Below are 22,277 nucleotides of genomic sequence, written 5' to 3' on the forward strand. Positions count from 1 at the left end.
AATAGATTATAACTTTTCAATGATTTTTTATTTTAAAAGAATTAATTAAAATTATTATTAAATTTTTTGCATTTGTTATTATCTTAATTAATTTTATAAATATGTATGTTTATAAGATATATGTATAAAACAATTATTATAATTAATTTGTGGGAGATAGATATTTATGTGTATAGCCGCACCAGCTAAGGTTGTAGAATTGAATAAAGATGATAAAATAGCTTTTGTTGAATTTGGTGGAGTTAAACAGAAAGCTCGTATAGATTTAATGCCAGACATACAGTTAGATGATTATGTTTTAGTTCATGCAGGTTATGCTATTGAAAAATTGTCTGAACAAGCTGCAAAAGAATCTTTAGAAGCATGGGATGAACTTTTAGATGTTCTTGATGAAGAAGACAGAGAACGTGCTGAGTCAATGGATTAATTAAATTATAAATTTATATAAAATCTTATTTAAAAAATATAAATATATTTCAATATAAATTTTTTATACCTAATTTTTCATTATTTATTTTTTAATTAAAAAAATAACCACCATTCTTTTTTATTTTATAATCATTTACTTTTAATTAATCTATTTTTTATTTAATTTAAAAAATCATTTTTTCATTTTACCTATTTAATAACCTAGTTAAAAATTTTTTAGTATTTTATGTGATATCTATAAATTTTAAAAAGAAAAAAATATTCAAAAAGGTTATATTAAAGTTATAAAAACATATAATAATTTAAAGAATGAATTTTTTTTAAATGTTAATATTATTTTTATAATGTTATAAAATTTGGAGGAATTATCATAGATTTAAAATTTATAGCAAGTAAAACTTTATTTTTCATTATTTTAATTGGTTTTATGGGATTATTTGTAGCTATTTTTGGTTCAGATAATACTATGGTTGGGGTAATGATTCTAGTTACATTACTTATGATGCTTGGACAAGATTTAAGTCAAAAACCAGTCTCTAGTCTAATTGGAATGATCCTATTAAATATTAGTATTGTTGTAGTTTGTTATTTAACTACTGCCTCATCAGTACTAGGAATTTTTCTTATTTTTGGTTTAATTTTTTTAATAATATATCTAATGATGCATGATTTAAAAAGTCCGTTATACTTTCCATTTATATTAGGATATATGTTAATTATGTCTACACCAGTGCCATTAAGTGCTTTGCCTTTAAGAATTTTATCTGTTGTTGTTGGATCCATAGTTATTATTGGAATAAACATTTTGTTAAATAAAAATAAATTAAAAACACAAACACATAAAGGGATTAATGGACTTTTGGCTGAAATAAAAAATTGCATTGCTGAAAAAATTAAAGGAAAAGAAGTTTCTGAAGATGTATTAATTAGTAATATTAAAATTATCAAATCTGCTATTTATGATAGATTAGAAGAAAATTATTATACTTCTCCTAAAAATAGATCAATAATGAATCTTACAATAGCTATAGAACAAATTGGTTTGGCAGTTTGTAGAAATAATTATGATTATAATAATTTAAAAGATTTAGATAAGTTAATAGATGATTTAATAGAACATGAAACATATCATCAAGAGACAAATGAAAATACTAAATTAAATTCTGTTCTTGAAGAGATAAATAAATTTATTAGTTCTCATCAATCAATTGGTTATGGGATTTTATCTAATCTTAAAATTATTCATTATGAATTAAATTATTTATCTGAAGAACCTAATGAAGAAATAGTTCGTGAATCTAAAATTCCTCGGGAATTTAGAATAAAAACTATTTTTAAAGAAAACTTCAATAAGGATTCTGTTAAATTTACTTTTGCATTTAGATTAGCTGTTATTGTAGCATTTTGGGAATTTATTGGTATTTATTTTAATATACCTGATGCAAGATGGTTAGCATGTACTTCTCTTGCAATAATATTGCCTTATAAAGAGAATGTTATTTCTAAATCTAAATATAGGATTATTGGAACTACAATAGGTTTAATAATATTCTCTATACTAGCTTTAGCATTCCTTGGAAACTTTAATTTATTTAATTATGCATTAGGAACTCATTTAAACACAGCTAATACTACAGTTATTTTAATAATGATTATAAGTTATGTTTATACATTGGTAAAGCCTGAAAGGTATGATATTGACACAATATTTATTACTTTACAAGCAGTATTTTATTCATTTTCAATGTATCCTGCTAACATGTCCATGATTTTAAGGTTCCTTTTTGTAGGGTTAGGAATTGTAGTGGCAGTACCTGCAAATTTTATTATTATGCCTTATACATTGATAAAAGAAGATTTAAATATTTGTAAAAAGCAGATGAAATTAAATATGGAGCAAATTAATAATTTAAAGGAAGCATTATCTGGGGATGTTGATGATGTTAAAAATGCTGTTATTATACTTAAAACTAGTTTAATTTCTGATAAAATTGAAGTTAATAATCAACAAGATGAAAATGAAGATATTGATACTATTTTGAAAAACCAAAATGAAATAACTGCACAATGTACATTACTTAGAAATACATTACGGGTAGATAATCTTTCAAATAATGTTAAAATATTGGCTATAGATTTACTTGATGATTTTAATAAAAATAATTGGGATATTGAAAAAGTAGATCATTTAGTTAAAGATTTTAATAAAAATGAAAGAATCTATTTAGAAATAGTCCAAAACATGTTAAATATTTGTGATGAAACAAGATTAATGTTAACTAATTTATCAAAAGATATTAGTTAACTTTAAATTTTTATTTTTTAAATTTTTTTGGGAATGACAAATTATTTATTTATATTTTTAAAGAGTTTTTAAAGTTAATATATTGAAACTCTAATAACTCCCGGGATTTTTAAAAATTCACTTATAAGATCTCCAGGTACAAAATCTTCAGTAATTATAGTTAGCACTGGATTATCATCAAGTTCAGTGTCACTTGCATAAGCCTGTCTTATGCTTATATTTTTTGATGAAATTAATGCTGATGCTGCAGCTAATATTCCTTCATTATCGTCTCCGACTTCTATTTCTATCACACCTAATCCTAAATTTTTAGCTATGTTTTTTAATAATGTTCCTGCAGGTGTGATATTCTCAAAAATGTTTGATAGTTCCTTATCCTTAATTATAGTTTCAATTGTGGATTTAATTACTCTTCTATCCACTTTTGCTGCTTTTGCTAATGCTGCATCACTTATTTTTAAGTTATCACAATAGATTTTCTTATTTTTGTCTACTTTAAGTCCTAATTCTATCATTTTTTGAGCGACAGCCATTCTTGCAGGATATTTTTTGAATTTAGTATCTATTTCTTCCCACATTTATATCACCAATTCCTATTTTTAATTATTAATGTTTATTTTTATTACATTAATATACTATTTTGGTATATATAAAATTATTTGTAAAATTCTTGAAAAAAAATATTGATATTTTAAAAAAAGTATTTAAAAAAAGTATTTAAAAATAGTAGGCTAGATGGGATTCGAACCCATGACCTCACGGTTATCAGCCGTGCGCGCTAACCAAGCTGTGCCACTAGCCTATGTATAATTTAATATAAAAATTGTATTAATATTACAACTATTATAATGTAAGATTTTTTTAATATATATACTTTTCGTATACATTTAGAAAAAAATAATTTTTTATAGATGAATAAAAAAATTAATTATTCATCTAGAAACAAATGTAATGAAATTTTAAGCACTGAACATTTCAGTTAATTGATCTGCCATCACATGACCAACAACTGTAACATTACATTTATCAATTTCATCTAAAGCTTCAGTAGCTTGTTTAACACCTGATGCAATACGAGTTACACTCATACAACTAGGATTAGTAGGTTGAATAGTTAAAGTAGCAATTTTTCCATCAACCTCAATATTTCTTAAAATACCCATTTCTAAGATACTTACTCCCATATGAGGATCGCTAACAGTTCTACAAGCTTCTTTAATTTTTTCAATAATTTCTTCGGACATATTTTATCTCCTTTACCTTCTATTAGAATATAAATAGTTATAAAAAAATTTTCATCGTATATAACAATACTAATTCACTATTATTATTTTTTGTATTTAAATATATTGTTTATTATTTTTTGCGATGTCTAATTTTAACAGCCATTCCACTATTTGATTTCTCCATTTCAACACCATTTAAAACAGCTTTTCCAACACCAACAACTTCATCATCTTTCACAATTACTACTTCATCATTAGGGATTATTTTAGGGTCTGCTTCTTCTACTCCTGGAGAAAATAATGTATTTGTTTGTAAATCAAAATTAATTTTTATTACATTTATATTGTTATTTAATAATATTTTTCCACCTTCTAAATTTAAGGTGTAAAGACCATAATCCATGTTGAGTCTTGCAATTTGTTTATTCTTAGAAAAAATCTTTTTGTGATATCTACCCTTTGCAATTACATCATCAGGAATAAATTTATCTCCATTTGATCCAAATTGGTATTTACTAATAGAACGTAATTCATTTAATGTTCGGTCATGTTTTTTAATTTTTTTATATTTTTTAAGTTCCATTCTTAAATTATAAATTGAATCATGGGATGTTGGTTTGCCATCTTCACAGGTATAAATACAGTTATCTAAATATTCTTTACAAACTTCTTCGTAACCTCCATGAACATTGGCTATAACATTTTTATCACTTACATATTTTTTTAGTAATTCTCCAGTTACTTTTATTTCTTCATTACTCCAATCTCCAGATACGGCGGCATCATAAGATTGTATAGGAAATGTATTCTCCATTTCTCGAGGACATATTCCAAATGGTGAAGTTACAATTACTTCTTGATATCCTTTAGTTGCTCTTCTAAACATTTGATGTGATTTAGAGTTAGAGTATGGTTTTTTCATACTACAAGGTAAAACTACAACTACATCCCCTAATGGTTTCATCATTTCCATACGATTTCGCCATCTTATTGCTTCAGGCCGATATAATGATTCTTCGTTTGAACATATTACTTTCATTGTTTCAATCTCTTAGATTTAATTAATTCTTCATGATTTTTATAAAGTTTATTTATGCTAGGATGGTTTTTTCCTAATCTCTTTTTCCATTTATCTGCAGTAAATTCTACATCTACTTCAGTTGATCCATTTAATAAATTGTCTGCATGAGCTACTATTTTTTCTTCTAAAGTTTTAGGAATATAATCTTTAGTTGGTATATTCATCTTTTCAGATTCCTTTTTTGAAATTCCAGTACCAATATGCCGTTCTATTATATTTATCACTTCTTGAGAATAACCTAATTCTTTAGCAATTTGACCTCCAATATATGCATGATCTATATTATTACTTTTAGATCTGCCAATATCATGGAGTAAAGCACCTTCTCGTATTAATTTTTTGTCTGCTTCTGGATAAAACTCACTTATTTCTAAAGCTTTTTTATAAACTGCTATTGAATGATTAATAACCCATTCAGGACATCCTACTTTTTTGAGATGTTCAATTTCCATATTAAAACCTTTTTCATATTATATTTATGATTAATATTATATATAAAAAATAGAATTTTATTATTAAAAATAATAATTGATATTTAAATTAATTTATAAAAAAAAGTAATAAAAAATTAGAAGTAATAAAATAGATTAATTTTATAAAATTTTATTTTCCAGAGTTAGATAAAGCGACTTTGTAAGTATCTTTGTACATGTCAATTTTTTCTTTAATTTTTTCTATTTTTGGTCCATTATCTTCGTAGACTATTTCTTCACCACAGTCTGGGCATATAAATCCTTTTTCTGTAGCATTATCAAAGTCAAATCTAGAATGACCATTTGGGCAAACGAAAAACATACTATTTTCTTCGTTTTGTAATTGTCTTTGTAAATTATTTATTAATGAATTTGCTTTATTTTCTATTTGGGCATTTACTTCGTTGCTGTCAAATTTCCATGCATAAGTGAACCATTGGGTTTCAGGGTCTTTGCTTCTTTTATAACTAGCTAATTTTGCATCGTAAAGTTTGTATAAAACTTTTCTAACAATATTTAATCGAATTTGAGTTTTTTCAGCTATTTCTTCGTCAGTTTTTACCCCTTTTATTAAAGCTTGAACAATGGGTAGGTTTTCTTCATCTTCAATAACATCTATAATTAATGATTTGGTTAATGGGTCTTTTAATATTGATTTTTTTGGCATTTAATTCTTTCCTCTTTTTGGCGTGTTTAATTCAATATTTACATTGCACTTTCTAATTCTAAGTGTAAGGAGTCAGTAATAAAAATTTTGACAGTTTTTGAGCTGTTTAGAATTAGAGTGTTTTTTTAAAATTGTTAAGTATGGATTAAGTTTTTATAAAATTTTAATATTATCTATATTTTTACTATAATATAAATTTTCGCATTTTATTACTTTAATTTATTAATAAATGTTTTATTATTTATTTTATTTTTAATAAATTATTTTAGAATAAATTAATAATATTAATTTTTTTTCCTTAATAAAACACCAGGGGTGTGAATTATTGATTCTAATGAATTTACACTTACTTCATCATATTCTGAATTAAGAACATTTTTTGCACTGTAAATTGTTTCCATTGCAGTTTCTAATGATTTTTGATATTCTTCTGCAATATTTGCTAATTTTAAAGCTTCTTTAATCTCTATTTTTTCTGAACAACCTAATGGTGTTGAGCCTTCATTTGATCCTAATTGTCCGAAAAAATAACCAATTATGCCTTGATTTTTTTTGATAGGGTCGATAGCTATAGGTAATCCAGTAAAATATGTGTTATGTATTTTATATGTGGCATCAGTATCAATTATTAAAACAGTCAAATCTTTACCACTTTCATCTTTTATTGTTTTTGCAATTTCTTTTGCTACTTTTTCAGGATTTTCGGGAAGTAAAGATACATAAGTTCCAGGAGCATTACTTAAATCAATTCCTGCTTCTGAAGCGGGTTTTAATGCATGTTTCCATCCATATAAATCTAAAACTAATTCTTTATGTTTTTCTGCTTCTTGAGGTAATTTTCTTAAGTTTTTAATAGTTCTTTTTTTTATTCCTAATAATGGTCCTAAAAAATATCCCCAAATATATTTACTCCAAACATTTGCTAAAAATTTTGATTTTAGTGATGGGTGGTAATTATTTTCATCAACTAATCTTCCTTGAGAAACGCTTATTGGTGTTTCAGCTATTATCAAATAATCTTCATTCTCACAATTTGATAATACTGTATTAATTAGTTTATTTAAACTTTCATTAGGTTCAATATAAGTTGTTTTTATAGGAATTACTTCATAATTTTTTATGAATATTGTATCGTGGTCTATGTTTGTTAAATTTGTATTTATTTTATTATTTGAAGTACTGTTACTCATATTTTTCCTCTATAAAAAATAAGATTTAGTTTAAAATTAAAGTTGTGTTAAATTGTATTAATCTAAATTTTTATATCTTATGTTTTAAAAAATATATTAATATTGTTTTACTCTTTTAGTTTTTATTTATTTTAAAACTTTAAGTAAAAAAATTATTAATAAATAATTAAGGTTGTTAATTATGAAAAAATCTATTACTTATTTTGAAAATTCTGGAGAAGAAAATACTGATGAACTTATTTCATTAGTTAAAGACAGATTAAAAGGTTCTAATATAAAATATGTGGCTATTGCTTCTGCATCTGGAGAATCTGCTATTAAATTAGCTAATGCTTTAGAAGATGTTACAATTATTAATGTTACTCATCATGCCGGATTTCATGGACCTAACCAATTAGATATTAGTGAAGATACAAGATCTAAACTAAAAAATATGGGTGTGGTTACTTTTGTAGGATCTCATGCTTTAAGTGGTGTTGGAAAGGGTATTGCTAAACAATTAGGTGGACTTAACCCTGTGGAAATTGTTGCTCAAACTTATAGAACATTTTCTCAAGGCATTAAAGTTTGTGCTGAAATTACTATCATGCTTGCTGATGCAGGTTTAGTCCCTGTTGGTGAAGAGATTATAGCAATTGGTGGTACTGGTCATGGTGTTGACACTGCTGCGGTAATTACTCCGGTTAATATGACTAAAGTTTTTGACATTAAATTTCATGAAATTATAGCTATGCCAAGAGATTAATTTTTTTATTAACATAATACACTTTTTTTATTATTTAAATAAAAATTTTAATTTTTTTAATAAGAGTTATATACTTGAAAAATTTAAATAAAATACATAAATTAGTTAAATTAAACTAATAATAAAACTAAAATTTAACCATTATTTGGAATAGTTAAAAGCAATATTTTATCTATTCAATACTTAATAAGTTAATTAAACACTATAAATAGTTTTTTTGATTAATTAGTTATTATGGATGGATTGATAATTTTTAATCAGAGTAAATAAAAATTAAGAGTATTAAACTTAATCTAGGGATATAATATGATTTTATTAAATGTTTTTATTTACTTTTCTTAATTTTTATTAGAATGGACATGACTTATTAAGAAAAAAAAAGTTTAATGTGGGGTTAGTAATGAAATTTATAGATGATGCAATAAAAGAATCTGAAAAAAGAATGGAAAAAGATGATGTTAACAATTCCTCATCTGATTTAGATGAAGAATTATTAGAATTAATTAATAAAAGCCGGGCTCGAATTTCTGTTATAGGTACTGGTGGTGCAGGTAATAATACCATTTCAAGATTAAATGAAATGGGTATTGAAGGGGCTAGTACAATTACTGTTAATACTGATGCACAAGATTTATTTTACAGTCAAGCTGATAAAAAATTACTTTTAGGTAGAAATACTTGTGGTGGTCTTGGTGCTGGTGGTGAACCAACAGTTGGTGAAGAATGCGCTGAAGAAAGTGAAGATGATATTAGAGAAGAGTTAAATGGTTCTGATATGGTATTCGTTACTTGTGGTCTTGGGGGAGGAACAGGTACAGGTTCTGCACCTATAATATCTAAATTAGCTAAAAAATCAGGTGCTTTAACTGTTGCTGTTGCTACTATGCCATTTTCTGCTGAAGGTATTAAAAGAAGAGAAAATGCTGAAAGAGGTTTAGAAAAATTACAAAACAATTCAGATACTGTAATTGTTATTCCAAATGATAAACTTTTAGAAGTTGCTCCTAATCTTCCTTTAAATAAAGCTTTCATGGTTTCTGATGAAATATTAGGTCGTGCTGTTAAAGGCATTACAGAATTAATTACTAAAACTGGTCTAGTCAGTCTCGACTTTGCAGATATCAGATCTATTATGCAAGGTTCTGGTATGGCAATGATTGGAATGGGAGAATCTGATTCTGGTGATAGAGCTTTAGAATCTGTACATGAAGCTTTAAGTAGTCCTTTATTAGATTTAGATATTTCTAACGCTAAAGGTGCTTTAATTAATATTTCTGGTAGTTCTGATTTAACATTACATGAATCTGAAAAGATAGTTCAAATTGTTGCAGATAAATTAGATCCTGAAGCTAATATTATTTGGGGTGCTCAAATCGATGAAACTTTACAAAATGCTATTAGAACAACTATAATTGTTTCAGGTGTTAAAGGTCACTATCAATTTAATGAAAAGCCTGATTTTTCAGAATTAGATGAAACTAAATCTGAAAGTATTTCTGAATCTGATGCTGATCCTTTAGATGATTTTATTGATGGTATATTTTAAGTGTACCATTTAAATAGAATTTTTAGTTATTTTTTTATTAAGATTAAGTAATTAATTTAATCTTTTAATATTTTTTAGATTTTTTTTAATGAAAAACTTTATAAATAATCATGTTAATAATACTATTATAATTTAAAAAATGTGATTTTAATTAAATTTTTTATTAATAAATAATATTTTTATTAAGAATTATTTTTATTATCAATATGCAGGGATTTTCAATGAGTTTTAAAGAAAGTACTGATGATTTTATTAAACAATGTAAAAGAGTTATTAGAGTATCAAAAAAACCTGATGCTGAAGAATATGGTAACTTTATTAAAGTTGCAGCTATAGGTATTTTAATTATCGGTGCTGTTGGTTTTGTTGTTGTTATTATTGGTCAATTACTAAATTTATAGTAATTTGATTTAATACTAAGTTATTCTTTTTCATGTTTACTCTTTTAATTAACTATTTACTTTGATTATTAAGTAAAAATTTTAAAAATTAATTTTTCTTCTTTTTTTATCTGAAATTTGAAAGGTTTAAATACTTGTTTATTAAAATATATTATTATTATATAAATCTAATTTTATTATATTTCTTTATTAATGAAAATTAGTTAAATGTGGTTTAATTCAATATTAAGCTTTTATTTTTTAATTATATAATAGAATTGAATTGGATTATATAATGAAATAATTTAATCTATTGTTCTATTAATTAATAGAATGTTAATTATATATAGGTGAATTTTACATGGAAGATATTCAAAATTCCATATTTGCTCTAAAAACCTCAGCAGGTCAAGAAAGAAATGTTGCTAGAATGTTAGCTCGTAAGACTCAAGATTCTGGTATTGGTATTACTTCTATTCTTGTTCCTGAATCATTAAAAGGTTATATTATAGTGGAATCATACACAAAAATTGATATGCGTAATCCTGTAATGAAAATTCCTCATTTGAGAGGAATTGTTGAAGGAAAACACAGTATCACTTTTGAGGAAGTAAAAAGATTCCTTAATCCAGAACCGATTATATCTTCCATACAAAAAGGAAGTATTGTTGAACTTGTTTCTGGTCCTTTTAAAGGTGAAAGAGCTAAAGTGGTTCGTATAGATGAATCTCGTGAAGAGGTAGTTCTCGAGCTAATAGAAGCAGCAGTTCCGATTCCGGTAACTGTCAAAGCTGATCAAATTAGAATTATTCAAAAGGAGGCTGAATAATGGCTAAAGATACCGTTGAAATCCTTATTGAAGGTGGAAGTGCCACTCCGGGACCACCATTAGGTCCTGCTATTGGCCCTTTCGGTATTAATATGATGCAAGTAGTTGAAGAAATCAACGAAAAAAGTGCAGATTTCAAAGGAATGAAAGTTCCTGTTATAGTCACTATTGATAGTGATACAAAAGATTTTGAAATTGCAATTGGTACTCCTCCTACTACTGCTCTTATAATGGATGAGCTCAATATTGAAAAAGGTTCTCATGAACCTGGTACTGAAGTTGCAGCTGATTTATCAGTTGAACAAGCTTTAAAAATTGCTAGAATGAAATATGATTCATTATTAGCTAATAATTATAAGCATGGTGCTAAGGAAGTTATGGGTACTTGTGTAAGTATGGGTCTTACTGTTGATGGTAAAGATCCTAGAGAAGCTCAAAAAGCTGTAGATGCTGGAGAGTATGATGATATATTAGGAGAATAATCTTCTATTATACATACTCATATTAATTAAAAAATTTAGTTAAAAAAAATATATTTTGTATATGATGTTACAATAATAAACTTTTGTAGTGAATTATTGTAATTGATATAGAATTTATTTAAATTATATTCATGTAATCGTTTATATTACAAAAAACTCATAGTATGAATAATTCTTATTATCATAGCTTATGGTTTTCTAATTCTCGATTACTCATGAAACCAAATTAAAAAAATATATCCAATGAACTTATTAAAGTTCATGGAGGATTTGATATGACACAAGAAATATTAGAAGCGGTGAAGGAGGCTAAAGAACAGTCAAAGCCGAGAAACTTCACACAGTCTATTGATATTATTATTAATATCAAAGACTTGGATGTCAAAAAACCTGAAAATCGGTTTGATGAGGAAGTTGCTCTTCCTAATGGCCGAGGCAAAGATATTAATATCGGAGTCATCGGTGATGGGGAATTGGCAGTTCAAGCTAAAAACGCTGGTATAGATCTTGTTTTATCCAAAGAAGACTTAGAAGAGTTAGGTAAAGACAGAAAAGCTGCTAAAAAAATGGCAAATATTACTGATTCTTTTGTAGCTCAAGCTGATATGATGCCTGTGGTTGGTAGATTCTTAGGTCCTATACTTGGGCCTCGTAAGAAAATGCCTAAACCAGTACCGGCAAGTGTCAAACTTGATCCTTTACTTGAAAGATTACAAAGTACTATTAAAGTCGGAGTTAAAGCTCAACCTTCTATTCAAGTTTTAGTTGGAACACAAGATATGGATGACCAAGCAATAGCTGAAAATATTGAAACTGTTCTTGCAGTTCTAGACCGCAACTTAGAGAAAGGAAGAAACCAAATAAAATCCATGTTTATTAAAACAACTATGGGTTCAGTAGTGCGGGTGATTTAAATGGCTCATGTTGCTGAATGGAAGAAACAAGAAGTTAAAGAACTAAAAGATATGATAAGTTCTCATGAAGTTATTGGAATTGTTAATTTATTAAATATTCCTGCAAAACAACTTCAAGAAATGAGAAAATCTTTAGGCAACCATGCTGTTATTAGATTATCTAAAATAAATCTTATGAATTTAGCTTTTGAAGATTGTAACAACGAAAAGGTTAATATTAATGGTCTTTCAGAATATATGGAAGGTCAACCTGCTATTGTAGCAACTGATATGAATCCTTTCAAGTTATATAAAATATTGGAAGATAATAAAACTTCTGCACCTGCAAAAGTGGGAAGTATTGCTTCTGAAGATATTATTGTTCCTGCTGGGGACACTGGTTTTGAACCAGGCCCATTCCTTGGGGAATTGCAACAAGTAGGAGTTCAAGCTAAAATTGATAAGGGAAAAATCGTAGTTTCTAAAGATTGTGTATTGGTCCCTGAAGGGGAAGCGGTTTCTAAACAAGCAGCTTCAACTTTATCTCGATTAGGAATTAATCCTATGGAAGTGGGAATTGATTTACAAGCTGTATATGAAGAAGAATCTGTTTATCCTTCTGATGTATTAGCTATTGATGAAGAAAAAACTCTTGCAGATGTTCAAAATGCTTATAAACAAGCTTTCAATTTATCTGTATTTGCAGCAATACCTACAAAAGAAACTATTTCAGCAATTATAGGATCTGCTTTCACTAAATCAACTAATGTTGCAGTTGAAGCAGGAATTTTAACTTCTGAAACTACTGACATTTTATTAGGATTAGCTCAAGCTAAAATGTTAGCTTTAGCTAGTGAAGTATCTGATGTTGATGGAGCTCTTAGTGATGAATTGGTTGATAAATTAGCTAATCGTCCTGTAGCAGTTGTTGAAACTGTTGTAGAAGAAACTCCTGATGATGAAACTGAAGATGAAGAAGAATCAGAAGAAGAAGCTGAAGAAGAAGCAGCGGCAGGGTTAGGTGCCTTGTTTGGCTGATCATATTTAATTTAAACTTTTATTGTTTTAAAACACATCTAATTTATAAAAAAAACAAAATTATACATAATAAAAATAAATGGTGATAACATGGAATATATATATGCGGCAATGATTTTGCACACCACTGATAAAGAAATTAATGAAGAAAACGTAAAAAACATTATAGAAGCAGCTGGAGCAGAAGCTGATGATGCTAGAATTAAAGCTTTAATTGCAGCTTTAGAAGATGTTGACATAGACGAAGCTATGGAAACTGCAGCTATGGCTGCAGCTCCTGCAGCAGCTCCTGCAGCAGCAGCTCCTGCTGAAGAAGAAGCTGAGGAAGAGGAAGAAGAAGAATCAGAAGAAGAAGCTGAAGAAGAAGCAGCAGCTGGATTAGGTGCTCTCTTCGGATAGATTTTTTCTATTTCTTTTTATTTTTTCTTTTTTTACTTTTTTTAACTCAAATTTATTGGATTTTGTTTATATCTCACTTTTTTTACTTTAAAAATTTTAAATAATTATTTAATACTAATTTTACAAGAAACCTATTTTTTAGAGAAAATCTTTTTAAATTATTAAACTATATATTATAATAGTATTGATTTTTTACCAATCAATTTTAATTTTATTAAAAATTATTAATTTTATAAAAAAATAGCTGATAATTATGTCTAATATATTAAAAGATTTAGGATACACAAAACAGAAATGTAAAACTTGTGGAAAAGTTTTTTGGTCACAAATTAATCGGGATACTTGTGGGGATGCTCCTTGTGATGAATATGAATTTATAGGAAATCCTGCTACAACTAAAGGTTATAATTTATATGAAATTCAAAAAACTTTCAAAGAATTCTTTGAAGAACGTGGTCACACGCCAATATCTCGATATCCCATACTTGCAAAAAGATGGAGAGATGATGTATTTTTAGTTGGAGCTACAATATTTCTTTTCCAACCTTGGGTAACTTCAGGTTTAGTTGACCCTCCAGCAAATCCTTTAACTATTGCACAACCTTCTATACGTTTAAATGATGTGGATAATGTGGGTCGAACAGGTAGACATATGACTTGTTTTACAATGGGAGCACATCATGCATTTAATTCTCCTGGAAATGATATTTATTGGAAAGATCAAACAGTTCAATATTGTCATGATTTTATTAAATCAATTGGAATAAATACAGAAGATATAACTTTCATAGAATCTTGGTGGCAAGGAGGAGGAAACGAGGGTCCATGTTATGAAGTAATGGTTCGAGGGGTAGAATTAGCTACTCTTGTTTTCATACAATATAAAACATTACCAAATGGGGAAAAAGAAGAAATCCCATTAAAAGTAGTTGATACTGGTTATGGATTAGAAAGATTTGCATGGATTTCACAAGGTACACCAACAGCTTATGATGCGTGTTTTGGGCCAGTCATAGATAAACTTAAAGAATTAACCAATGTTAAAGTTAATGAGGAAATTTTAGCTGAAAATGCTCAAATTGCTGGAATGATGGATATAGAAAGTTATGCTGATATTCGTCAACTACGTGAAAAAGTAGCAAAAAAATTAGAAATATCTATGGAAGAATATTTAGAATCTGCTTTACCAATGGAAGCAATTTACATAATAGCAGATCATACAAGATGTTTAGCATTTATGTTAACTGACGGTATAATACCTTCAAATGTTAAAGAAGGATACCTTGCAAGATTAGTTTTACGTAGAACAATACGTTTTATGAAAGAGTTAAACATGAAAGAATCTTTATCTGATATAATGAAAATTCAATTAGATTTCTTAAATGATTTTTATCCTGAAATCAAAGAATCTCAAGAACATATCATGAACATTATAAACCTTGAAGAAGATAGATATGAAAAAACTATTAAAAAAGGACGTAAAGTTGTAAAAAGAACAATCAAAAAACTTAAAAAAGATGGAATATCTAGCATGCCTCTTGAAACTTTAATTGACTTATATGATGCTCATGGAATGCCTCCTGAAACAGTGCAAGAGTTTGCAACAAAAGATTTTGAAGTTAATATTCCTGACAATTTCTTTACTCAAGTTGCAGCAATGCATGAATCTGAAGAAGTTAAAGAAAAAGAAGATTTTAAAATCGATGCTCCTGAAACAGATTTATTATTCTATAAAGATTTCCATCAAAAAGAAGCAACTGCAAAAATATTAAATGTTGTTAATAAAGATGGTAAATTAAATGTAATAGTAGATAGGACTGTTTTCTACCCAGAAGGTGGAGGTCAACCTTCAGATAAAGGTATTATTTCTATTGATGATAAAGAATTTAAGGTTAGTTATGCTTCAAAAATGAATAATATAGTTTTACATCAAATTGATATTAGTGAGGATGAAGAATTTGATGTTATAGAAAACACTCTTAACGATTTAATTGGAAAAGAAATTAAAGAACAAATCGATTGGACTAGACGTATTACTTTAGCTAGACATCATACAGCTACTCATTTAGTTGTTGCAGCTGCAAAAAAAGTATTAGGTGATCATATATGGCAAGCAGGGGCACAAAAAGGTTTAACTCATTCCCGTATAGATTTATCTCATTATAAACGTATTTCACAAGAAGAACTTTACCAAATTGAAAAAATTGCTAATGAATTAGTAATGGAAAATATTGAACTTGATATTAACTGGATGACACGTAATGAAGCAGAAAAAACTTATGGGTTTGTTCTTTATCAAGGGGGTATTGTCCCTGGTGAAAATATACGTGTAGTGAAAATACCTGGAATAGATGTGCAAGCTTGTGCTGGTACTCATGTATTAAGAACTGGTGATGTGGGTCCTATAAAAATTAATAAAACAGAAAGAGTTCAAGATGGGGTTGAAAGAATTGATTTTTCAGCAGGTCTTGCTGCAGTAGATTCTATTCAATCTGATAAAACTTACTTAAAAAATAGTTCAAATATTTTTAAAGTAAATAATGATCAGTTATCTAAAACTTGTGAAAGATTTTTCACAGAGTGGAAAGTTCAAAAAAATGAAATCAAAAAACTTCAAAATGAAATTGCATCTTTAAAAATTAATAATTTAACAGATAATTTAATAGAAGTTAATGATTTATCTGTACTCAAACAAATCATTGATGGGGATATTAAAGAATTACAAAATATTGCAACTGATTTCACTGATAATAATAAAGCAGATATAGTATTTTTAGGTAATAATAATGGTAAAATTGTAGGTGCTGCTTCTACTAAAGCTATTGATAATGGTATTAAAATCAATGATATAATTCGGGAATCAGCAATTATTCTTGGTGGTGGGGGCGGTGGTCGTCCAAACCTTGCACAAGGAGCAGGAAAAAATAATGAAAAGATGAATGAAGCTTTAGATAAAGCTTTAGATTTATTGAGTTAAAGGATAGTAAAGTTTATGAATTATGATTTGATAATAGCACGTTATGGTGAAGTAGGCCTTAAAAGTCATAAAGTTCGAAGTAGATTTGAAAAACGTTTAATAAGAAATATGGAATCAAGTATTGAAGCTGAAATTGATATTGATCAAGCAAGAATTTTCATTTTTCCTCAAAATTTTGATGATGCTATAAATAAATTATCCAAAATTTTTGGGGTAGTTTCATATTCTCCAGCTGTAGCTACTCACACTACATTTGATGAAGTAGAAGATACTTTATTAAAATATGTTAGTGAACTTGAAAAGAATAATCTGATAGATTCAAATACAAAGTTTGCTATTAGATGTCGAAGAGTAGGAACTCATGATTTCACTTCTCAAGAATTTGCTGCATTTGCTGGAAGTGTTGTAGTGAAAAAGCTTGGATGTCCTGTTGATTTATCAAATCCAGATTTAGAAATCTTTATTGAAGTAAGAGATAATGATACTTATATTTATCATGAAAAAATCCCAGGTCCGGGAGGTTTACCTTTAGGGACACAAGGAAAAGTTGTAGTTCTTCTATCTAGTGGGATTGATTCTCCTGTTGCAGCTTATTTAATGATGAAAAGAGGTTGCCAAGTTATAGCATTATACTGTGACAATACACCTTATACAAGTTCTAAAGCTTTAAAGAAGAATGAAGATATTATTAATCAATTACAAACTTATGCTTCTGGAGCACCAATTAAAAGACGTATTGTTAAATATGGTGATTATTTAAGTAAATGTCAAAATGATGCTCCTAGTAGAATGACTTGTATTTTATGTAAATCTGGAATGTATCAACTAGCAGCTATGTTAGCTAAAGATATGCATGCTTTAGCAATTGTTGATGGTAATAGTTTAGGGCAAGTGGCAAGTCAAACTTTACCTAATATTTTAGCTACACGTGAAGATGTTGATGTTCCAATATTTAGTCCACTTATTGGTATGGATAAAGTTGAAATTTCTCGTATTGCAGAAAAAATAGGTACATTTGATATTTCTAAACTTGATGATGGTGGTTGTAAAGCTGTTCCACGATACCCTGAAACTAATGCCAATATTAATCAAGTCCATGAAGCAAGAAATAATATGGATCAAAAAACAGAAATTTTAAAAGCTTTTAAAACTATTAAATTTTAATTTTTATTTTTTTAGATTTTTAATTTTATAAACTCTACCTTTTTTTTAAATTGTAATAATAATGATTAAATAAGATAATTTTTAAATGTAATATTGTTAATTGAATACTTATAATTTAAGTTAATAAAAATTTTTTGACTAAAAAATTATGAATTCAATCATAACTTAAAAAAAATATAATAAAAATTTATTATAATAAATTAACTAAAAAATATTTAGTTAAATTATATAATACTCTTAATTTTTGAGGTGATGTAAATTGAAAACAACAGTTAGTGTAATTAAAGCAGATATTGGAAGTGTCTCAGGACATTGTGTAGCTCACCCAGCATTAATAGATAAATGTGAAGAAGTTTTAACAGATGCAATGGAAAGTTCAATTATAGAAGATTTCTATATAACCCGTTGTGGTGATGATATTGATCTTATTATGACTCATAAAAATGGGGAATTAAATGAAGAAGTTCATAGAACTGCATATGATGCATTTATGAAAGCAACTGAAATTGCAAGAGAATTAAAACTTTATGGTGCAGGTCAAGATTTATTATCTGATACTTTCTCTGGAAACATTAAAGGTATGGGTCCAGGAGTAGCAGAAATGGAATTTAAAGAAAGACCAAGTGATCCTGTTATTGTCTATTGTTGTGATAAAACAGAACCAGGTGCTTTTAATTTACCAATATTTAAAATGTTTGCAGATCCATTCAATACAGCAGGATTAGTAATTGATCCTAGTTTACATGATGGATTCAAATTTGAAGTATATGATGTAATGGAACATACAAAAGTTATTCTTGATTGTCCTGAAGAAATGTATGATTTACTTGCATTAATCGGTTCCACTGGAAGATATGTAATTAAAAGAGTATGGAAAAAGAATGGTGAAATCGCAGCAGCAATAAGTACTGAAAGATTAAACCTTATGGCTGGAGAATATGTTGGAAAAGATGATCCTGCAGCAATTGTAAGAGCACAATCCGGATTCCCAGCTAATGGTGAAGTAGTAGAACCATTTTCATTCCCTCACATGGTTAGTGGATGGATGAGAGGTTCTCATAATGGACCTATTATGCCTGTTAGTCAAGAAAATGCAAATCCTATCAGATTTGATGGACCTCCACGGATAATTGGTTTAGGTTTCCAAGTAGCTGATGCACAATTAATTGGTCCTGTAGATTTATTTGATGATCCCGCATTTGATGAAGCAAGAAAACAATCTTCACAAGTTGCTAATTATATCAGAAGACATGGTCCTTTTGAACCACATCGATTACCTAGTGAAGAAATGGAATATACCTCATTACCTGGTGTAATGAAAAAATTAGAACCAAGATTCACAAAAATGGATGAATAAATATATTTTATCATCCTAAATATTCTTTTTTTTAAAATTTTCATAAAAGAAGGTTTTTTTAATTAATATTTTAATTATTAATGGAAGTCCTAGAAAAGGCAATACTTGGGAAGTTGTAAAAGAAATAAAATCCTTTCTAAATACTAAAGACTCTTCTATTCAATTTGAAGAGATACATTTAAAAGATGTTACTCTCCCTTTTTGTAAAGGATGTTATAATTGTTTTGAGAAAGGAGAAAATTATTGCCCTCATTTTAGAGAATATTCTGAAATTGTTGATAAAATTAAATCATGTGATGGTTTGATTTTAACTAGTCCTGTATATGCTTTAAATGTTTCAGCATTAATGAAAAACTTCATAGATCATACTTCTTACTTTTACCATAGGCCCTACTTTTTTGATAAAACTGCATTGGTTGTTGTAACAACTGCAGGTGCTGGTTTAAAAAAAGTTACTAATTATTTATCTGAAACATTAAGAAATTATGGATTTAATAAAACTTATAAAATAGATCTTAAGATTCATAATCAAGAATTAAATGAAAATGATATAAATAAAGTTTATAAAATTTCTAGTAAGTGGATAAAGGATTTACAATCTCATAAACTCCATAATCCCTCATTTAAAGCGATTTTTTATTATAATTTATGGAAAAATATGGCTATTAATAATATGAGCACAAAATCAGATAAAGATTATTGGAATTTAACAAATCTAAAAAATTATTATTTTGCGCAAAATATTCCGCTTAATCTTTTTAAAAAATTTTTTGGAATGATACTTTCTAAAGTTTTAGGTATTGTTTTTAAAAAATTAAATTAAATCATGTATCATTCTTATAGCATCTAAAAGACCGTGACTATATTCAATACATCCAAATGATGTTCTCATATCTTTCTTATCTAAATAATATTTTGAATCATTTTTATAATCAATTGCCCGTGCAATAACTTCTTCTTCTTTAGTGTTAACTTTAATTTTTTTGACTTGTTTTAAACTATTTTCTAATTTTTCAATATCACTAGCTATTTTTTCTTTAGTTTCCATTTTTATTATTTCCTTCTATTTTTAATTGTTTATAACTATGGTAAAATCTTTGTGCAACTGTAATATAAGATAATATCATTAATATAATTAAGAAATAAGTGAATATTATGGGATTATTACATATGGCACTTATGATTGAACCGATCATTATTATTATTAATCTAACAGCTCTTTCAGCTATTCCAGTATTACATTCAATGCCTTGTGATTCGGAACGTGCTTTAACATAACTAACCATGATTGCGGAGTGTATAAGTAATATTCCAAGTAGCCAATTACAATAACCTCCAAATATTATACCTATGATAAGAATGGCATCTGAAATTCTATCCATTGTGGAATCAAAAAAAGCTCCGAATTTGGAAGCTCGATTATGATATCTTGCAACAGCTCCATCAGCAACATCTAAAAAACCACTAAGTAATATAAAAATTGTTGCTAATATTAATAAATGTTTGCTGAAAGAATATGCTGCAGCTAATGCTATAAAAGGGGATATTAATGTTAAAATATTTGGATTAATATTCATTCTTTTTGCAAAGGGTTCTAATATTTTTGTTAGTAAAGGTCTTAAATTTTCAAGCATAATTTTTATTATATAGATTTAATAATATATATTTTAGTGGAAAGTTTTAAAACTATTTTTTTGGTAAGATTTTTATGAAAGTGTTTAAGTTAAACCCTAATAATCCAGATATGGACTTGATTAATGAAGCTATAAATATTTTATCTGTGGGTGGAGTTATATTATATCCAACAGATACAGTTTATGGTTTAGGGGCTAATATTTTTGATAAATTTGCAGTTAAAAGAATTTATAATATTAAAAAGCGTGCACATAATAAACCTATGTCTATAAGTGTATCTAACATTAAAGATATATCTATAATTTCAAACTTATCTCAAAAACAGGAAGATTTAATTAAAAATTATCTTCCAGGGCCTTATACTTTTATTTTAAATAAAAAACCAATAGTTCCTAATTTTGTCACACCAAACACTTATACTGTGGGATTAAGAATTCCAGATTCTAAAATTGCTAGAATGTTAAGTTGTAATTTTCCTATTATTACTACAAGTGCGAATGTATCTAATTTAAAAACTTTAAACAATCCTAAGGATATTCTTAAGCAGTTAAATGTTGATGTTGATTTAGTTTTGGATGTTGGAATTTTAAATAATTCAAAGCCTTCTAAAATTATTGATTTAACCAAGATTAATCCGGTTATAATTAGAGATTAAAATTTTTTATTTAAAAATTATTATAATATAAATAATATATATAAATATGTGAATCTTATGAAAGTATTATCAAATGTTAAGGGTAAAGATAAAATACCTACTAATTCTCCTTTAGATTTAATTTTGGATGGTGGGATTGAAAGAAGAAGCATAACACAATTTTATGGCCCTCCAGGTTCGGGTAAAACTAATATTGCCTTAAATTTAGCAGTGCAAGTTGCAAAAAATGATAAGAAAGTTGCTTATGTTGATACTGAAGGTGGAATATCTGTAGATCGTATTAAACAATTGTCTAAATCTGATTTTCAAAAAGTTGCAGGAAATATTGTTGTTTTTGAACCTAATACTTTTGAAGAGCAAGAGGATGATTTAAAAATTATTGAATCTTGGATATCTTCTAATAAAGATGATGTGGATTTATTAATTATAGATTCAGCAGTAGCACTTTATCGTTTAATTGAAGTTAAAAATTCAAAATCTAATAAAGATTTAGGAAGACAAATGGGTCAACTTTCAAGTATATCCCGTAAATTTAATGTAGCAGTAGTTGTTACAAATCAAATATATGCTTCTTTTGATGATGATTCTGATAATGTTGTACCTGTTGGTGGAACTATACTTCAATATTGGAGTAAAGCAATTATTGAATTGAAACGTTCATTAGTTATAAGTAAGCGTACTGCAATACTTCGACGTAGTAAAACTTCTGTTGAAGGCAAAACTGTAGAATTTAAAATTACTGATGATGGTATAGAGTAATTTTAAACATTTTTTTATTAATTTTTGGCTCTGTAGAAACCCTATTT

General features: G+C 27.3%; 24 protein-coding genes and 1 tRNA gene. 16 read left to right on the plus strand and 9 right to left on the minus strand.

Features of this window, described 5'->3' with window-relative positions; genetic code table 11:
• Positions 1–166 precede the first annotated feature (166 nt).
• Both BP997_RS07885 and BP997_RS07890 read left to right on the plus strand, forming a co-directional pair.
• Positions 167–427: a HypC/HybG/HupF family hydrogenase formation chaperone gene (locus BP997_RS07885; protein WP_409198049.1), complete on the plus strand. Its 261-nt coding sequence runs from the start codon at positions 167–169 to the stop codon at positions 425–427.
• Positions 428–856: 429 nt separating this feature from the next.
• Positions 857–2,734: an FUSC family protein gene (locus BP997_RS07890; RefSeq protein ID WP_413824484.1), complete on the plus strand. Its 1,878-nt coding sequence runs from the start codon at positions 857–859 to the stop codon at positions 2,732–2,734.
• 74 nt (positions 2,735–2,808) lie between these two features.
• Here BP997_RS07890 and BP997_RS07895 read toward each other — a convergent pair whose 3' ends face one another.
• From BP997_RS07895 to BP997_RS07925, 7 genes are all read right to left on the minus strand, one after another.
• Positions 2,809–3,312, minus strand: coding sequence for an amino acid-binding protein (locus BP997_RS07895; RefSeq protein ID WP_409198046.1), 504 nt, complete (start codon positions 3,310–3,312; stop codon positions 2,809–2,811).
• 149 nt (positions 3,313–3,461) lie between these two features.
• Positions 3,462–3,536 (minus strand) — tRNA-Ile (locus tag BP997_RS07900).
• A 157-nt stretch (positions 3,537–3,693) separates the two neighbouring features.
• A complete protein-coding gene (locus tag BP997_RS07905) occupies positions 3,694–3,978 on the minus strand; it encodes a metal-sulfur cluster assembly factor (RefSeq protein ID WP_409198045.1) in 285 nt (94 codons plus the stop codon).
• Between the two features lie 112 nt (positions 3,979–4,090).
• Positions 4,091–4,999 carry a DUF5591 domain-containing protein gene (locus BP997_RS07910; protein WP_413824482.1) on the minus strand — a complete coding sequence of 303 codons (909 nt, stop codon included), beginning with the start codon at positions 4,997–4,999 and terminating at the stop codon, positions 4,091–4,093.
• Positions 4,996–5,493 carry a TIGR00295 family protein gene (locus BP997_RS07915; protein ID WP_409198043.1) on the minus strand — a complete coding sequence of 166 codons (498 nt, stop codon included), beginning with the start codon at positions 5,491–5,493 and terminating at the stop codon, positions 4,996–4,998. The genes BP997_RS07910 and BP997_RS07915 overlap by 4 nt, the downstream gene beginning before the upstream one ends.
• A gap of 151 nt (positions 5,494–5,644) precedes the next feature.
• Positions 5,645–6,166, minus strand: a complete 522-nt coding sequence (gene tfe, locus BP997_RS07920; protein WP_413824630.1) for a transcription factor E — start codon at positions 6,164–6,166, stop codon at positions 5,645–5,647.
• Between the two features lie 299 nt (positions 6,167–6,465).
• Positions 6,466–7,344 (minus strand): coenzyme F420-0:L-glutamate ligase, encoded by an 879-nt coding sequence (locus tag BP997_RS07925; protein WP_413824627.1) that lies wholly within the window; start codon positions 7,342–7,344, stop codon positions 6,466–6,468.
• Positions 7,345–7,552: 208 nt separating this feature from the next.
• On the opposite strand from BP997_RS07925, the gene BP997_RS07930 reads away from it, so the two are divergent.
• From BP997_RS07930 to BP997_RS07985, 12 genes are all read left to right on the plus strand, one after another.
• Entirely contained in the window at positions 7,553–8,116 is a 564-nt protein-coding gene (locus BP997_RS07930) for a pyruvate kinase alpha/beta domain-containing protein (RefSeq protein WP_409198042.1), read from the plus strand.
• A 400-nt stretch (positions 8,117–8,516) separates the two neighbouring features.
• Positions 8,517–9,662: a cell division protein FtsZ gene (gene ftsZ / locus BP997_RS07935; RefSeq protein ID WP_413824480.1), complete on the plus strand. Its 1,146-nt coding sequence runs from the start codon at positions 8,517–8,519 to the stop codon at positions 9,660–9,662.
• 221 nt (positions 9,663–9,883) lie between these two features.
• Positions 9,884–10,063, plus strand: coding sequence for a protein translocase SEC61 complex subunit gamma (locus BP997_RS07940; RefSeq protein WP_409198040.1), 180 nt, complete (start codon positions 9,884–9,886; stop codon positions 10,061–10,063).
• Between the two features lie 340 nt (positions 10,064–10,403).
• Entirely contained in the window at positions 10,404–10,871 is a 468-nt protein-coding gene (locus BP997_RS07945; RefSeq protein WP_409198039.1) for a transcription elongation factor Spt5, read from the plus strand.
• A complete protein-coding gene (locus BP997_RS07950) occupies positions 10,871–11,353 on the plus strand; it encodes a 50S ribosomal protein L11 (RefSeq protein WP_409198038.1) in 483 nt (160 codons plus the stop codon). Before BP997_RS07945 ends, BP997_RS07950 begins: the two co-directional genes overlap by 1 nt.
• Before the next feature lie 275 nt (positions 11,354–11,628).
• Positions 11,629–12,267 carry a 50S ribosomal protein L1 gene (locus BP997_RS07955; protein ID WP_413824478.1) on the plus strand — a complete coding sequence of 213 codons (639 nt, stop codon included), beginning with the start codon at positions 11,629–11,631 and terminating at the stop codon, positions 12,265–12,267.
• Positions 12,268–13,284, plus strand: coding sequence for a 50S ribosomal protein L10 (locus BP997_RS07960; protein WP_409198036.1), 1,017 nt, complete (start codon positions 12,268–12,270; stop codon positions 13,282–13,284). It begins immediately after the preceding gene.
• 90 nt (positions 13,285–13,374) lie between these two features.
• Positions 13,375–13,683, plus strand: coding sequence for a 50S ribosomal protein P1 (gene rpl12p, locus BP997_RS07965; RefSeq protein WP_409198035.1), 309 nt, complete (start codon positions 13,375–13,377; stop codon positions 13,681–13,683).
• A 253-nt stretch (positions 13,684–13,936) separates the two neighbouring features.
• Positions 13,937–16,660: an alanine--tRNA ligase gene (gene alaS, locus BP997_RS07970; RefSeq protein WP_409198034.1), complete on the plus strand. Its 2,724-nt coding sequence runs from the start codon at positions 13,937–13,939 to the stop codon at positions 16,658–16,660.
• 15 nt (positions 16,661–16,675) lie between these two features.
• Entirely contained in the window at positions 16,676–17,824 is a 1,149-nt protein-coding gene (gene thiI / locus BP997_RS07975; RefSeq protein WP_413824476.1) for a tRNA uracil 4-sulfurtransferase ThiI, read from the plus strand.
• Between the two features lie 259 nt (positions 17,825–18,083).
• Positions 18,084–19,181: a fructose-1,6-bisphosphate aldolase/phosphatase gene (gene fbp / locus BP997_RS07980; protein WP_409198032.1), complete on the plus strand. Its 1,098-nt coding sequence runs from the start codon at positions 18,084–18,086 to the stop codon at positions 19,179–19,181.
• Between the two features lie 76 nt (positions 19,182–19,257).
• Entirely contained in the window at positions 19,258–20,004 is a 747-nt protein-coding gene (locus tag BP997_RS07985) for a flavodoxin family protein (RefSeq protein ID WP_413827624.1), read from the plus strand.
• Here BP997_RS07985 and BP997_RS07990 read toward each other — a convergent pair.
• Positions 19,996–20,229: a DUF357 domain-containing protein gene (locus BP997_RS07990; RefSeq protein ID WP_413824473.1), complete on the minus strand. Its 234-nt coding sequence runs from the start codon at positions 20,227–20,229 to the stop codon at positions 19,996–19,998. The two genes, BP997_RS07985 and BP997_RS07990, sit on opposite strands and share 9 nt — an antisense overlap.
• On the minus strand, positions 20,219–20,815 hold the full coding sequence (gene pgsA, locus BP997_RS07995; protein ID WP_413824471.1) for an archaetidylinositol phosphate synthase: 597 nt from the start codon (positions 20,813–20,815) through the stop codon (positions 20,219–20,221). The genes BP997_RS07990 and pgsA overlap by 11 nt, the downstream gene beginning before the upstream one ends.
• Before the next feature lie 74 nt (positions 20,816–20,889).
• On the opposite strand from pgsA, the gene BP997_RS08000 reads away from it, so the two are divergent.
• Positions 20,890–21,471: an L-threonylcarbamoyladenylate synthase gene (locus tag BP997_RS08000; RefSeq protein WP_413824468.1), complete on the plus strand. Its 582-nt coding sequence runs from the start codon at positions 20,890–20,892 to the stop codon at positions 21,469–21,471.
• Between the two features lie 57 nt (positions 21,472–21,528).
• On the plus strand, positions 21,529–22,230 hold the full coding sequence (gene radB / locus BP997_RS08005; RefSeq protein ID WP_413824465.1) for a DNA repair and recombination protein RadB: 702 nt from the start codon (positions 21,529–21,531) through the stop codon (positions 22,228–22,230).
• The last annotated feature ends 47 nt before the right edge of the window (positions 22,231–22,277 follow it).

It is taken from the genome of Methanobrevibacter sp. UBA412 (assembly GCA_002495685.1).
GTDB lineage: Archaea > Methanobacteriota > Methanobacteria > Methanobacteriales > Methanobacteriaceae > Methanobrevibacter_A > Methanobrevibacter_A acididurans.